Below are 15,082 nucleotides of genomic sequence, written 5' to 3' on the forward strand. Positions count from 1 at the left end.
GGAAGGGAAGAGCGGTGGTGCCTGACATGGGGGCTGACATCGACTAGGGTGGGCGCATGTCACGGAAGACTCCAATGGGATGGCCGGTACTCCGGCAATTCCTGGGCGGCGACCCCCTGGGCCGCAGTTCTTCCGTGGTGTCCAGGAAGACCACAGAGATCACTCCGCGCACCACCACGGCGGACCGTGCCGTCCAGAGCGTGTGCCCCTACTGCGCCGTCGGTTGCGGACAGAAGGTCTTCGTCTCGGACGAGAAGGTCGTCCAGATCGAGGGGGACCCGGAATCGCCGATCTCCCGTGGCCGGTTGTGCCCCAAGGGCTCCGCCAGTGAGCAGCTCGTCAACTCGGATACCCGCCAGACGTCGGTCCTGTACCGCGCCCCGCGCGCCAAGGATTGGCAGGAGATGGACTTGGAGACGGCCACGGAGATGGTCGTCGATCGGTTCCTGGAATCACGCCGCAACAAGTGGCAGGACGTGGACGAACACGGCCGCCATCTCGGACGCACCATGGGCATCGCCTCGCTCGGCGGGGCCACCCTGGACAACGAAGAGAACTACCTGATCAAGAAGCTCTTCACCGCGGCTGGAGCGATCCAGATCGAGAACCAGGCCCGTATTTGACACTCCGCCACGGTTCCCGGTCTGGGGACCTCCTTCGGGCGCGGCGGCGCCACTCAAACGCTGCAGGACATGGCCAACGCTGACTGCATCATCATCCAGGGTTCGAACATGGCCGAGGCCCACCCTGTGGGTTTCCAATGGGTGACCGAGGCGAAGGCCCGCGGCGCCAAGGTCATCCACGTCGATCCCCGGTTCTCCCGCACCTCGGCCGTGGCGGACAAGCACGTCCCGATCCGGGCCGGCTCGGACATCGTCCTGCTGGGCGCGCTGATCAACTACGTGATCCAGCACGAGAAGTGGTTCAAGGACTACGTGGTCGCGTACACGAACGCCGCTTCCGTCATCAATGAGGACTTCCGGGACACCGAGGACCTGGACGGCCTGTTCTCCGGTTTCGACCCGGAGACCGGCGGCTATGACATGTCCAGCTGGTCCTATGAGCCGGATCGCGCCGCGCACTCGGGAAACCCCGGAGCACCGGGCGACTCCGGAGGCAACGACGGCGACGCCCCGGCCGAGGAGGACGGCGCCGAGGAGACCGCACAAGCGGCCGGAGACCAGTACGGCATGGGCGGGCCCGAGTTGGACGTGAGCAAGCCGCGGCGGGACGAGACGCTGCAGCACCCGCGTTCGGTGTTCCAGATCCTCAAGCGGCACTACTCCCGGTACACCCCGGAGATGGTGCGGGACGTCTGCGGCATCTCCATCGAGGACTTCGACCTGCTGGCCCGGACCGTCACGGAGAACTCCGGGCGCGAGAGGACCACGTGCTTCGCCTACGCCGTCGGCTGGACCCAGCACACGGTCGGCGCACAGTACATTCGCACCGCCACGATCCTGCAGTTGCTGCTGGGCAACATGGGCCGCCCCGGCGGCGGCATCATGGCCCTGCGCGGTCACGCTTCGATCCAGGGTTCCACGGACATCCCCACCCTCTTCAACCTGCTGCCCGGCTACCTCCCGATGCCGACCGTGGAGAAGGAGGACCTGTCCACCTACCTGGACGGGATCGCCTCGAAGAAGCAGAAGGGCTACTGGGCCAATGCGGACGCCTACACCATCAGCCTCCTCAAGGCCTGGTGGGGGGATGCCGCCACCGAAGAGAACGACTGGGGCTACGGCTACCTGCCGCGACTGACCGGACCGCACGGGACCTACCAGTCGGTCGAGGGCATGATTGCGGGGGAGGTCGAGGGCTACTTCATCCTCGGCCAGAACCCCGCCGTGGGTTCCGCCAACGGCCGCATGCAGCGGATGGGAATGGCGAACCTGAAGTGGCTCGTGGTCCGCGACTTCCAGCTGATCGAGTCCGCCACCTGGTGGAAGGACGGGCCGGAGATCGAGACCGGCGAGCTGCGCACCGAGGACATCGAGACCGAGGTGTTTTTCTTCCCCGCGGCGAACCATGTGGAGAAGGCCGGCACCTTCACCCAGACCCAGCGCCTGGTGCAGTGGCGTCACCAAGCAGTACAGCCGCCGGGGGACGCGCAGAGCGAGCTGCAGTTCTTCCACGAGGTCGGCAAGCGCATCCGTGCCCGGCTGAAGGACTCAACCGATCCCCGCGATCGCCCCCTGTTGGACCTGACCTGGGACTATCCCGAGGACGAGCACGGGGATCCGGACGCCGAATCGGTGTTGGCTGAGATCAACGGACGGCACCTGACCGGTCCCGACGCCGGTAGGCACCTGTCCACGTTCAATGAGATGAAGGCGGACGGCTCCACCGAAGGCGGCTGCTGGATCTACACGGGCGTCTACGCGGACGGCATCAACCACGCCGCGGACCGGGAGACCGGTGTGGCGGACGGCCCGGCCGGCAAGGAGTGGGGCTGGGCCTGGCCGGCCAACCGCCGCATCCTCTACAACCGCGCCTCCGCGGACCCCGAGGGCAAGCCCTGGAGCGAGCGCAAGAAGCTCGTCTGGTGGGATGAGGAGCAGGGCCGCTGGGTCGGCAACGATGTGCCCGACTTCCCGGTCACCCTGGCTCCCGGCACCACACCGGACCCGGAGGCCGGCGGTCCTGCGGCGCTGGCCGGGGACGATGCGTTCATCATGCAGGCCGACGGCAAGGGCTGGCTGTTCGCCCCGAAGGGCATGGTGGATGGGCCGTTGCCCACGCACTACGAGGCCCAGGAGTCCCCGGTCCCGAACGTGATGTATGCGCAGCAGCACAACCCCACCCGGGTGACCGTGCCGCGTCCAGACAACTACAGCAAGCCCAGCGCGGGGATGCCCGGCGCGGACGTGTACCCGCTCCTCTTCACCACCTACCGGCTGACCGAGCACCATACGGCCGGCGGCATGAGCCGCTGGCTGCCCTACCTGTCCGAGCTGCAGCCCGAGATGTTCTGCGAGGTCTCACCGGAGCTGGCGGCGGAGCGCGGGCTGGAGCCCTACGGCTGGGCGACCATCGTCTCGCCGCGGGCCGCCATCGAGGCGAAGGTGCTCGTCACCGAACGCATGCGGCCGCTGAGGATCGGCGGGGCGGATGGGCACGGGCAGACCGTCCACCAGATCGGCCTGCCCTACCACTGGGGTGTCGGCGGCAACGCGGTGGTCAGCGGGGATTCCGCCAACGACCTCGTCGGCGTGACACTGGATCCGAACGTGCTCATCCAGGGATCCAAGGTGGGTGCCTGTGACATCATCCCGGGCCGCCGGCCCCGCGGTACCGACCTGTTGGACTTCGTCGCCGGCTACCAGCGGTGGGCGGGCCTGACGGTCGACAGCGGCAACGAGGGCGTCACGGGATCCGGTGAGGACGCCGGGCCGGAGGCGGACCCGATGGCACCGCCGGAGATGACGAGCGCACGGCCGCACCCGCCCGCGGACGGGCCGGTGGTCCCGCACGATCCACCGGGTCCGCTCGGACAGCAACCCAGCCAGCGACCCAGCCACCAACCCCCGGCCACAGAACCACGCACAGGAAGGGAGGAGTAGATGGTGCAGATGACACAGGGCCCGGATGCGACTGTAGAGGGCAACCCCACGGCGGACGCCCACTACGAGCACCCACACCCGCGCAAGGGCTTCTTCACGGACACCTCCATCTGCATCGGCTGTAAGGCCTGCGAGGTGGCCTGCAAGGAGTGGAACCGCAACCCGGTCGACTCGGACTACACGCTCTCCAACTCCTCCTTCGACAATTCCGAGGGCCTCGGAGCGGACACCTGGCGCCACGTGGCGTTCGTCGAGCAGGATCGGCAGCGCGTGGAAGAGGCCCGTGAGTCCGGACGCGCGCTGGTCAGCCTGGGCATGCCCACCCTTCGGCGGGCGCCCGGAAGCGGAGCCGGGGGAGCGGACGACGCCGGCGCCATCCGTCCCAGCACCCGCACCGGTACCCGCTCGGGTCCGTTGGACGGCCCGATCGACGCCAGCCTGGTCGGCGGCTTGCAGGCCGGACCCGACATGGGTGGACTGGACGTGCTGTCCTCCCTCGGCTCGGCGGTTGATTCCTCGGCCGTGGACATCACCCCGCCGGACACCCCCGAATTCCGTTGGTTGATGTCCTCGGATGTCTGCAAGCACTGCACCAACGCCGGTTGCCTGGACGTGTGCCCCACCGGTGCGCTGTTCCGCACCGAGCACGGCACCGTGGTGGTCCAGGACGATGTCTGCAACGGCTGCGGAACCTGCGTGGCCGGTTGCCCGTTCGGTGTGATCGAGCGCCGCAAGGACGGCATCGCCCAGCCCAAGACGGATCGGTCGCCGGCGCCGGGCGTGCACGCCGAGAAGCCATCGAAGGCAGAGAAGGCCGCCCAGCCGAAGAAGAACAAGAACGCCGGCGTCGCGCAGAAGTGCACGCTCTGCTACGACCGCATGACGGACGGGCAGACCCCCGCGTGTGCGCAGGCCTGCCCCACCACCTCCATCCGGTATGGGGAGCGCGAGGACATGGTTGCCTCCGCGCAGGAGCGCGTGGCCCAGCTCCACGCGCAGGGCCGCACCGAGGCCCGCCTCTACGGCGCGAACCCGAAGGACGGGGTCGGCGGCACCGGTTCCGTGTTCCTCCTGCTGGACGAGCCCGAGGTGTACGGTCTGCCGCCGGACCCCCGGGTCCCCACCCGGGACCTGCCCCGGATGTACGCCCGCGCCGGGATCGCCATGGCCGGCATGGTCGCCGCCGCGGGACTGGCATTCCTCGGTGGGGGCCGCCGGTGACGACCTCCGAGTTCGACAGCTACCGCCCGCCCGAGGAGCCCCGCAGGCGCCGGCGCCGGGACCGTCCGGAACAGGGTAACCGCCGGCACCGTAGTGGCCTGGCCCCCTCCACCTCGGACGGCGGCCGCGAGATGGCCATGGTGCCCGAACCGCAGTTCACCAACACCGCCTCCAACTCCTACTACGGCCGTCCCATCGTCAAGGCCCCGCCGTGGGACGAGCGCGTGGCCGCCTATCTCGTGTGCGGCGGCATCGCCGGGGGATCCTCCCTGTTGGCCTTCGGTGCCCAGCTGACCGGCCGCGAGATCCTGCGCCGGAACACGCGCATCACCGCGCTGGCAGCAGCCGGCGTCGGCGCCGTGGCCCTGGTGGCGGACCTCGGCCGCCCCGAGCGGTTCTACAACATGATGCGCACCGTGAAGGTGTCGTCACCGATGAGCCTGGGCTCCTGGGTGCTGGCCGGCTTCAGCACCGGTGCCGGCGTGGCTGCGGCGGCGGACGTGGACCGGATGCTGGGGGAGAAGCTGCCCCTGGGACCGCTGCGCGGGATACTGCGGGCCGTCGAGGGGCCGGCCGGCGGGCTGGCCGCGCTGCTCGGGGCCCCGCTTGCCGGGTACACGGCGGTGCTGCTCTCGGACACGGCCATGCCCACCTGGAACGATGCGAAGGAGGACCTGCCGTTCGTGTTCGTCAGTTCCGCCTCCATCGCTGCCTCCGGGATGGCCATGATCACGACGCCGGTGCGCCAGACCGCGCCCGCCCGGGCACTCGCGGTGCTCGGCGTGGTGGCCGATGTGGTCGCGACCCGCTACATGGAGGCCCGGATGGACCCGGTAGCGGTGGAGCCGCTGGAGACCGGCCGTCCCGGGATGCTGATGAAGTGGAGTGAACGGCTGGCGATCGCTGGCGGCATCGGCACCCTACTGGGCGGCCGCAACCGCGTGGTGGCTGCCGTCTCCGGCGCCGCCCTGGTCACGGCCTCCGCATTCACCCGCTTCGGGGTGTTCTACGCCGGCAAGGACTCCGCCCAAGACCCGAGGTACACGGTCGAGCCGCAGAAGCGGCGCCTCGCTGCCCGCCGTCGGGCCGGCATCACGGACGATTCGATCACGACCGTCCGCTAGCGGCCGTTCCTTCGAATCACCGGTGGCGAGGCGTACGGTGTTGCACATCACGCCATCTGTCCTCGTCACCGCAAGGAATCCCATGGTCACCAAAGACCCCACCAGCCGGCTCAACGCCCGCGTCATCGGCATCTGCATCGCCGCCGCGCTCGGCGGTTTCCTGTTCGGCTTCGACACCTCGGTCATCAACGGCGCCGTCGATGCCCTGTCCGAACAGTTCTCGCTCGGGGCGGGGCTGACCGGTTTCGCCGTGTCCTCGGCCCTGATCGGATGCGCCGTGGGTGCCTGGTTCGCCGGGCCCGTGGCCAACCGGCTCGGCCGCGTGCCGGTGATGCTGCTGGCCTCGGTCCTGTTCCTGGTGTCCGCGATCGGATCCGGTCTGGCCTTCGGGGTCTGGGACCTGATCGTCTGGCGTGTGATTGGCGGTCTGGGCGTGGGAGCGGCGTCGGTGATCGCCCCGGCCTACATCGCCGAGGTCAGCCCCGCCGGGGTCCGCGGCCGCTTGGGCTCCCTCCAACAGCTGGCCATCGTCACCGGCATCTTCGTGGCCTTGCTCTCCGATGCGATGTTCGCCAACCTGGCCGGGGGCGCCGCCGAACCGTTCTGGTGGGGGCTGGAGGCCTGGCGGTGGATGTTCATGGCCGAGGCCGTCCCCGCCGCCCTCTACGGGATCTTCGCCTTCCGGCTGCCCGAGTCGCCGCGGTTCCTGGTGGGCCGGGGAAAGCTGGACCAGGCCGCCCAGGTGCTCTACGACTTCACCGGGGTGGAACAGGTCAACCTGAAGATCCAGGAGATCAAGGGCACCCTGGACTCCGAGAAGCGGGAGTCCCTGCGTGACCTGGCCGGATCGTTGATGGGGCTGAAGCCGATCGTGTGGGTCGGCATCGCCCTCTCGGTGTTCCAGCAGTTCGTCGGCATCAACGTCATCTTCTACTACTCCACCACGCTCTGGCGCTCCGTCGGGTTCGAGGAATCCGATGCCCTGACCGTCTCGGTGATCACCTCGGTGACGAACATCGTGGTGACGATCATCGCCATCCTGTTGGTGGACCGGGTCGGCCGGCGGCCCATGCTGCTCGTGGGCTCCCTGGGCATGGCAGTCTCCCTCGCCCTGATGGCCGTGGCCTTCTCCTTCGCCACCACCACCACCGCCCCGGACGGCACCACCAGCGCCGAGCTCGGCGGAGCCTGGGCGACAGTGGCCCTGGTGGCGGCCAACGCGTTCGTCGTGTTCTTCGGTGCCACCTGGGGACCTCTCGTCTGGGTCCTGCTGGGGGAGATGTTCCCCAACCGGATCCGCGCCGGTGCCCTGGCGGTGGCGGCCGCAGCCCAGTGGGCGGCCAACTTCGCGGTGTCCACCACGTTCCCGATGCTGGCCGACACCGGCCTGAGTCTGGCCTACGGCCTCTATGCGGCGATGGCCGCGCTGTCCTTCATCTTCGTGTGGTGGTTCGTGACGGAGACCAAGGGCCGGGAACTGGAGGAGATGACCGACTCGGTCAGCGCACGGCGATCCCGGACCCGCTCACCGTCTCCCCGATGACCGGGTAGCCCGGCACTTCACCGACCACGAGCAGGCCGCCCGAGGTCTGCGCATCGGCCAACAACAGCAGGTCGTCCTCGGTGATGCCGGCCCCAGTGGTGAGGTGCGGCCGCACCCAGTCCAGGTTGCGGCGCGTGCCGCCGGAGACGTATCCGTCCCGCAGCGCCTCGGCGGCCCCCTCGATCAGGGGCACGGCGGCGCGGTCGATCACGGCGCCGACGCCGGAGGCCCGAGCCATCTTGTGCAGGTGTCCGAGCAGTCCGAAGCCGGTGACGTCCGTGGCGGCCGTGCGGCCCGCGGCCAGGGCGGCCGCGGCGGCCTCCTGGTTCAGGGAGGTCATCGACTCGATGGCGGCCGGAGAGGGCTCGCCGGTCTGCTTCACCCGGTTGTTCAACAGCCCGACGCCGATCGGCTTGGTGAGGGTGATCGGCAGGCCGGGCTGTGCGGCGTCGTTGCGCAGCAGCCGGTCCGGATGGGCGGTGCCGGTCACGGCCATGCCGTAGATCGGTTCGGGGTTGTCGATGGTGTGGCCGCCGATCACGGGGGTTCCGGCGAGCCGGGCCACGTCCAGGCCACCCCTGAGCACCTCGGTCAGGACCTCCATCGGCAGCACGCCCCGAGGCCAGCCCACGAGGTTGATCGCGACCACGGGGGTGCCGCCCATCGCGTAGATGTCGGACAGCGCGTTGGCGGCGGCGATCCGGCCCCAGTCGTAGGCGTCGTCCACCATGGGGGTGAAGAAGTCCGCGGTGGACAGGACGGCGAGCCCGTCCCGGATCAGTACGGCGGCGGCATCGTCACCGTCGTCCAGGCCCACGATGACGCCGGGATTCGTCTGACCGCCGAGCCCACGGACGGCCTCCTCCAACTCACCCGGCGGGATCTTGCACGCGCAGCCGCCGCCATGGCCGTACTGGGTGAGCCGGATCTGGGTGATGTCGTCACGGGTGGTCACGTTGGGCTCCATGGCCACACCCTAGCCCGCTGCCCGGCCCGCTGTGGATCTGCTGGTAGTTTCAGGGACGGAAGCGTCTGTGTCCTGGTGGTCACCCCGGTCTTCAAAACCGGTGAGACCGAGCATCTCGGTCTGGCGGGTTCGATTCCCGTCCGCTTCCGCCAACGTCACCCCACGCCCGCCGGCACGGGCGATTCGATCACCCTCACCGCCTGGCGGTACCGGAAGGAGAACCCGTGACCGCTGCGCCACCGGACCGCGGGGAGGATCCCCGGCGCCGGATCCCGCGCACGGACGACCTGCTCGCCCTGCCCGAGGTCGTCGACGCGCGAACCCGCCTCAGCGAGACGGTCCTCCGATCGCTCGTCACCCATGCCCAGTCCCGTGCCCGGAGCGGGGAGATCAACCCTGAGGACGTGACGCCAGCCGTTCGTGCCGCCGTCGCCTCCCGGAACGCCACCATCCTGCGGCCGGTCCTCAACGCGACCGGCGTGGTGGTCCACACGAACCTGGGCCGGGCCCCGCTGCCGCCGGCCGCAGTGGAGGCCGTCGTCGCCTCCAGCGGCTACGTGGACGTGGAGCTGGATCTCGTGAGCGGTCAGCGCGCGAAACGCGGCACCGGCACCCGGCAGGCGCTGCTCGCCGCCGTCCCCGCTGCCGTGCACGCCGCCGTCCCTGAAGGCATGGACGCCCTCGTCGTCAACAACGGGGCCGCGGCCCTCGTCTTGGCCACCACGGCGCTCGCCGGAACCGGGGAGCTCATCGTCAGCCGTGGCGAACTCGTGGAGATCGGTGCCGGCTTCCGCCTGCCGGACCTCATCACCTCCACCGGGACCCGGCTGCGCGAGGTCGGCACCACCAACCGGACTCATCAGGCCGACTACGCCGATGCCATCGGCCCGCAGACCACCGGCCTGCTCAAGGTCCATCCCAGCAACTTCCGCGTCGACGGCTTCACCTCCTCCGTCTCGATCGCGGAGCTGCGCACGCTGGCTGACGAGGAGGCGGCCGGTCGAGGCGACGGCCGGCCGTTGCCGCTCATCGTGGACATCGGCAGCGGCCTCCTCACACCGGACCCCCTGCTGCCGGACGAGCCGGACCTGGCCGGTGCGCTGACCGCAGGGGCCGACGTCGTGATTGCCAGCGGGGACAAGCTCCTCGGCGGGCCACAGGCCGGGATCCTCCTGGGCCGCCGCCGCACCATCCAGCGGCTGGCCACGCACCCGCTCGCTCGCGCCGTGCGGGCGGACAAGTTGACCCTGGCCGCTTTGGAAGCGACCCTCACAGGCGGGCCCAGCCCGGTCGCCCGATCCCTGCACGCGGACCCCGCGCGCCTGCGCGAGCGCGCGGACCGGCTCGCTGCCGCCGTCGGCGCACCGGTGGTGGCGCACGAGGGCCGCGTCGGGGGAGGGGGCGCCCCGGGCGTCCCCCTGGCCGGGTGGGCGGTCCGTCTCCCCGAGGAACTGGCGCCGCTGTTGCGCACCGGGGAGCCCGCCGTGCTGCCCCGTGTCCATGATGGTGCGTGTCTGGTGGACCTGCGCTGCATCCCCGAGCCCGACGACGGCCGGCTGGCCGACGCGGTCCGCGCCGCCCAGGCACGACTCGCCAGCAAAAACAGCTCTCGCAGTCCCGGCAGCACTGGCGATCATCCAGACCAGTCGCACGGATCCGGGCGCTGACATGTACGTCGTCGCCACCGCCGGCCACGTGGACCACGGCAAGTCCACCCTCGTCCGCGCCCTGACCGGCATGGAACCGGACCGCTGGGCGGAGGAGAAACGCCGGGGGCTGACCATCGACCTCGGATTCGCCTGGACCCCCCTGCCCTCGGGGGAGGACGTCGCGTTCGTGGACGTCCCCGGTCACGAGCGGTTCCTCGGCAACATGCTCGCCGGCCTCGGCCCGGCCCCGGCCGTCTGCTTCATCGTCGCGGCGGACGAGGGCTGGCAGGCCCAGTCCGCTGACCATCGGGACGCCATCGCCGCCCTCGGGATCGAGCACGGGCTCATCGTGGTCACCAAGGCGGACCGCGCCCCGGAGCGGGTGGACGCCGTGCTGGCGCAGACCCGCGCCGAGCTCGCCGGAACCGCGCTGGCCGGGGTGCCGGCCGTCGTCGTGTCCGCCGTGACCGGTGCGGGACTGGAGGACCTGCGGCACCAGCTGGGGCGCGTGCTGGCGGACCTTCCCGCGCCCGCGGTGGCCGGACGTGTCCGGTTCTGGGTGGACCGCTCGTTCACCGTCAAGGGGTCCGGCGCAGTGGTGACCGGCACCCTGACGTCCGGGACCCTGGCCGAGAATGACCGGCTCGAGGTGCTCGGCGCCGACTCCCCGCGTGCCGTCTCGGTGCGTACCCTGCACAGCCGCAATCGCCCGCACCCGTCGATCGGTCCGACCCAGCGCGTGGCCGTGAACCTGCGCGGCACCACCGCGGACGAAGTTCACCGGGGCGATGCCCTGGTGACGCCCGGGGCCTGGCCGGTGGCCGGCGTCGTGGACATCCGGCGCACCACCGGCGCCGATCTCGACCAGGCGCCCGGGCAACTGCTGGTGCATGTCGGCACGGCGACGGTGCCCGCTCACGTGCGGCCCTTCAACGCCGGGCACGCCCGGCTGGTGTTCGAACGGAATCTGCCGCTGGTGCCGGGAGACCGGCTGGTGCTGCGCGACCCCGGCAGCCGGGCGGTGTTCGGTGGCGCCCAGGTGCTGGACGTGGACCCGCCGGAACTCACCCGGCGCGGCGCCGGCACCCGGCACGCGGCCTACCTGGAGACGGTGCCCGACGGCGGCGACGCCCGACTCGAGGTCGTGCGGCGGGGCGCGGTGCGGGTGGGGTTCCTCCAACGACTCGGACTGGCGGGTCCGAAGGCGGGGGCGACAGGTGAGGAAGCGTCTGGTGAAGAGAACGGGATTCCGGCGGACGTCCGGGCGTTCGGCGACTGGTGGGTCCATGCCCCCGTCATGGACCGGTGGGCCGCACGACTGCGGGATGCCGTGGAGACGCTGGCCGGCAGCGACCCCCTGGCCGCCGGGTTGAGCCGGGGCGCGGCGGCCGCTTTGCTCGAGGTGGACTGGGACGACACCCTCCTGAACGCCGTCGTCGCTGAGGCACGTATGGAACAGCGGGGTGGCTACATCCGCCTGCCCGGCCAAGGCACAGGGCTGGGGCCGGCGGAACAGGCCATCGCCACCCTCGAGCACCGCCTCGCGGCACACCCCTTCGACGCCCCCGAGGGCGACGACCTCACCGCCCTGAACCTCGGTGCCAAAGAGCTGGCGGCCGCCGAACGAGCCGGCCGGATCCTGCGGCTGGACGGGACAGTGGTGCTGCTGCCCACCGCCCCGGCCCTGGCCATGCGCGAGCTGGCCCGGCTCGAGCAGCCCTTCACCACCAGCCAGGCCCGTCAGGCGCTGGGGACCTCCCGCCGGGTGGCGATCCCGCTGCTCGAGCACCTGGACGCCCGCGGCTGGACTCGCCGCGTGGACGGCAGCCTCCGTGAGATCGTGACGTAGTCCCATCAAGCCCACGGATGTCTGCCACCGGCCGCCACGTAGGGCGGTTCGTCGTACCCGAAGGGCGGCAGGTCACCGGACTCGTCTTGCCACCGGATCTGCGGCTCCTGCCGCAGTATTCGCGCCAAGATGCCGTCCAGGCGTTCCCGGGCGTGATCGGCCAGTGCTGCGGTCAGGCCACGTTCCGACAGTTCCTTCGCCATGACCTCCGCGAGATCTGAGGGAAGCGGATCCCGGCAGTCCAGAGTGGCCTTGGCCAGTGCCATCAGATGGTCGTCCGGCAGGGCGCCGACCCCGACGACCCGGGCATTCTCCAGTAGGGCGGCCCGGGAACGCTGATCCGCCTCCCACCGGAGCTGCCATTCGGGTGTCGGCTGTTCGGCCATGGCGGCCAGCCAGTCGTAGTCGCCGTTCCGGTTCAACTGACGGATGCGCATCAGCACCACGTCGGCAGGCAGGTGTCTTTCGTCGGCAGGCAGCATGCGTCGCAGCTGGTTGCGCAATCCGTTGACGCTGCGGCCGACTGCCTCAGCGACCTCTTCAAGGGTGCAGTCCTGCCGCACGGCCTGCATGACGTCCGCGAAGTCCTGCTCGGTCCAGGTCTGTCCGTGGCGGATGGGGGAAGTTCTTCTGTCGTCTACGTCGGTCATGTCCTTACCCTGAGGCTGGACTCCCCAGTGTGGAACCGGAAGGTGACCGGGTGGGGATGGAATGTTCCGGATGGACACCTGTGGAGTGGTGGCCGGGCCCGACCGGTACACTCTTCGGGGCGCACATCGCGCCCCCACGAAACCGAGGTCCCACCACCGTGCTCCTGAATCCCGTCGTCGTCTCCGTCGTGGTCCTCGCGGCCCTGAGCCTGGCCCGGGTGAACGTGATCGTCGCCCTGCTCATCGCCGCAATTGTGGCAGGACTGATGTCCGGCCTGAGCGTGGAGGACACCATGTCCACGCTTGTTGGCGGGCTGGGCGGCCAGGGGGAGACGGCCCTGAGCTACATCCTGCTCGGCATCCTCTCGGTCATGGTGGCCCGCTCCGGCATCACGGAGAAGCTCATCCGCTGGATTCTGCCGCGGATTCAGGGCAAGCGGGCCATGACCCTGTTCGGGATCGCCGGACTGGCCTGCTTCTCCCAGAACCTCGTTCCGGTCCACATCGCCTTCATCCCCATCCTCATCCCGCCGCTGCTGACAGTGTTCAACCGGATGAAGATCGACCGCCGGGCCGTGGCCACCGCCCTGACCTTCGGACTCAAGGCGCCCTACATGCTGATCCCGCTCGGGTTCGGGCTGATCTTTCAGAACATCATCGTGGGGGAGATGGCCGCCTACGGCATGGAGGTCGAACTCTCCGAGATTTCGCTGGCCATGGCCATCCCGGTGGCCAGCATGCTGGTGGGCCTGGTGGTCGCGATCCTGGTGACCTACCGGCGTCCGCGCGAGTACCGGGACGCCGCTCCGGACCTCGGGGTCGCGGCCTTCGGCACGAACGGCGCCTCTGGATCGGACACGGGGTGGACCCGCCAGCACATCGTGGTGCTGATCGCCCTCGCGGTCACCCTGGTGCTCCAGGTCGTGTTCGGCTCACTCGTCATCGCCGCACTCGGTGGAGTGCTGGTCATCTTCGTGTTCCGCGGCGAACACTGGCGGACCTCGGACGAGCTCGCCCACGGCGGCGTCACCATGATGGGCACCATCGCCTTCATCATGCTGGTGGCCTCCGGCTACGCCTCCGTGCTCACCGAGACCGGGGCCGTGGACGACCTGGTCACCGCCGCGTCCGGCTGGATTGGGGACAGCCAGCTGCTGGCCGCCGTCGTGATGATGATCGTCGGCCTGCTCGTGACCATCGGCATCGGCTCGTCCTTCGGCACCATCCCGATCCTGGCGGCGATCTTCGTGCCGCTGTGCGCTGCCGTCGGCTTCAGCCCGCTGGCCACCGCGGCGCTGGTGGGCGCGGCCGGGGCCATCGGCGACGCCGGCTCACCCGCCTCGGACTCAACGCTCGGCCCGACGTCCGGTCTGAACGTGGACGGTCAGCACCACCACATCTGGGACACCTGCGTGCCCACGTTCATGCACTTCAACATCCCGCTGTTCTTCGGCGGCATCATCGCCGCGATGGTGCTGTAGCCGTCTCGTGGGCGGCGGCTCGTCAGGCCAGATCCCGGCGCATCACCAGCCGGGGAAGCCTGCTGGCCTCGCCTGGCCTGCACCCCTGGTGCCATCATGAGGCCATGGAGATCCGGCTACCCGACGACTGCGGCAATGCCCCGCGCATCGGCATCGTGAACGACGGAAAGGTCGCTGAGGTTCGCGCCTACTTCGTCGAGATGGCGAGCGAGATCGCGGTCGAGATGGCTGTCGAGTCGGCGGAAGGAACGGCATGAACAACGACGCCGGCCGCGGCCGAATCGAGGTCATCACCGGTCCGATGTTCGCCGGCAAGACCGAGGAGCTCATGCGCCGGGTCCGGCGGGCCACGACCGCCGGACTCCGGGTGCTGGTCGTCAACCACGCCCTGGACGACCGGAGGGGTGCCAGCCTCGTGTCCTCGCACGCCGGCGGGGCGATCCCGGCGACGTCCGTCAGCGGAGCGGCTGAGCTGCATGCTGTGGTGGACGAACCCGGCCGTACGGGCAGAACCGATGCGGGTCCTTCCAGCGCGGATGCAGAGTCTTCCGGTCCAGTTGCCAGCACGGTGCGCTCCCTCGATCTCCTGGCCATCGACGAGGCGCAATTCTTCGGGGCGGATCTGGTGCCGGTGGTGGTCGACTTGGCGGATCGAGGCGTCACGGTCGTGGTGTCCGGGCTGTGCCTGACCTTCGATGACCAGCCTTTCGAGCCTCTGCCCGCACTCATGGCCACCGCCGAGTCGGTCACCAAGCTACTGGCCGTCTGTGCCGTGTGTGGGGCCGATGCGGCCTTCCACCGGCGCGTCGACGGCACCGAGACCGCGGTACCGGTCGCTGGGGAAGGTGCGGGCGCCGGCGTCGGGAATTCCCTGGTGGCCACGGCTGAGCACGTGGGCGGGGCGGAGCAGTACCAGGCGCGGTGCCGCCGGCATCGCTGAGAACGACCCGGGCACGCGGACTGCAGCGGCCTGACGCGGCGCGCGATCGGACACACGCTCCGCCAGCCGAACGCCAAGGTTGCGTTCAGAAAACC

The 15,082-nt window shown here is 70.1% G+C and carries 10 protein-coding genes, 1 tRNA gene and 1 pseudogene; 10 read left to right on the top strand and 2 right to left on the bottom strand.

What is annotated here, in order from left to right:
• Positions 1 to 56: 56 nt before the first annotated feature.
• From fdh to AB0333_RS02000, 4 genes and pseudogenes are all read left to right on the top strand, one after another.
• Positions 57 to 3,371, top strand: a pseudogene (gene fdh / locus AB0333_RS01985) (formate dehydrogenase); the annotation flags it as partial.
• Between the two features lie 192 nt (positions 3,372 to 3,563).
• Positions 3,564 to 4,784, top strand: a complete 1,221-nt coding sequence (locus AB0333_RS01990; RefSeq protein ID WP_115931695.1) for a 4Fe-4S dicluster domain-containing protein — start codon at positions 3,564 to 3,566, stop codon at positions 4,782 to 4,784.
• On the top strand, positions 4,781 to 5,908 hold the full coding sequence (nrfD, locus tag AB0333_RS01995; RefSeq protein WP_366217089.1) for an NrfD/PsrC family molybdoenzyme membrane anchor subunit: 1,128 nt from the start codon (positions 4,781 to 4,783) through the stop codon (positions 5,906 to 5,908). The genes AB0333_RS01990 and nrfD overlap by 4 nt, the downstream gene beginning before the upstream one ends.
• 82 nt (positions 5,909 to 5,990) lie before the next feature.
• A complete protein-coding gene (locus tag AB0333_RS02000) occupies positions 5,991 to 7,451 on the top strand; it encodes a sugar porter family MFS transporter (protein WP_366217090.1) in 1,461 nt (486 codons plus the stop codon).
• Here AB0333_RS02000 and selD read toward each other — a convergent pair.
• Complete coding sequence (selD, locus tag AB0333_RS02005) at positions 7,408 to 8,418, bottom strand: selenide, water dikinase SelD (RefSeq protein ID WP_115931692.1); 1,011 nt, start codon at positions 8,416 to 8,418, stop codon at positions 7,408 to 7,410. The genes AB0333_RS02000 and selD overlap by 44 nt on opposite strands.
• Positions 8,419 to 8,475: 57 nt before the next feature.
• Here selD and AB0333_RS02010 point away from each other — a divergent pair.
• The 3 genes from AB0333_RS02010 to selB all read left to right on the top strand — a co-directional run bounded on the left by AB0333_RS02010 (position 8,476) and on the right by selB (position 11,916).
• A tRNA-Sec gene (locus AB0333_RS02010) sits at positions 8,476 to 8,570 on the top strand.
• A 72-nt stretch (positions 8,571 to 8,642) separates the two neighbouring features.
• The gene (gene selA / locus AB0333_RS02015; protein WP_366217091.1) at positions 8,643 to 10,085 is read left to right on the top strand and encodes an L-seryl-tRNA(Sec) selenium transferase; all 1,443 of its coding nucleotides are present in this window, start codon (positions 8,643 to 8,645) and stop codon (positions 10,083 to 10,085) included.
• Position 10,086: 1 nt separating this feature from the next.
• Complete coding sequence (selB, locus tag AB0333_RS02020; RefSeq protein WP_366217092.1) at positions 10,087 to 11,916, top strand: selenocysteine-specific translation elongation factor; 1,830 nt, start codon at positions 10,087 to 10,089, stop codon at positions 11,914 to 11,916.
• Between the two features lie 5 nt (positions 11,917 to 11,921).
• On the opposite strand, the gene AB0333_RS02025 is transcribed toward selB, so the two are convergent.
• Positions 11,922 to 12,566, bottom strand: coding sequence for a hypothetical protein (locus AB0333_RS02025; RefSeq protein WP_115931689.1), 645 nt, complete (start codon positions 12,564 to 12,566; stop codon positions 11,922 to 11,924).
• Positions 12,567 to 12,724: 158 nt separating this feature from the next.
• Here AB0333_RS02025 and AB0333_RS02030 point away from each other — a divergent pair, with 158 nt between their 5' ends.
• The 3 genes from AB0333_RS02030 (at position 12,725) to AB0333_RS02040 (ending at position 14,987) form a co-directional block, all read left to right on the top strand.
• Complete coding sequence (locus tag AB0333_RS02030; RefSeq protein WP_245952146.1) at positions 12,725 to 14,047, top strand: SLC13 family permease; 1,323 nt, start codon at positions 12,725 to 12,727, stop codon at positions 14,045 to 14,047.
• Positions 14,048 to 14,151: 104 nt separating this feature from the next.
• Positions 14,152 to 14,304 carry a hypothetical protein gene (locus AB0333_RS02035; RefSeq protein ID WP_170144547.1) on the top strand — a complete coding sequence of 51 codons (153 nt, stop codon included), beginning with the start codon at positions 14,152 to 14,154 and terminating at the stop codon, positions 14,302 to 14,304.
• Complete coding sequence (locus AB0333_RS02040) at positions 14,301 to 14,987, top strand: thymidine kinase (protein WP_366217093.1); 687 nt, start codon at positions 14,301 to 14,303, stop codon at positions 14,985 to 14,987. Before AB0333_RS02035 ends, AB0333_RS02040 begins: the two co-directional genes overlap by 4 nt.
• Positions 14,988 to 15,082: the final 95 nt, after the last annotated feature.

The organism is Citricoccus sp. NPDC079358 (genome assembly GCF_040702545.1).
Classification (GTDB): Bacteria; Actinomycetota; Actinomycetes; order Actinomycetales; family Micrococcaceae; genus Citricoccus.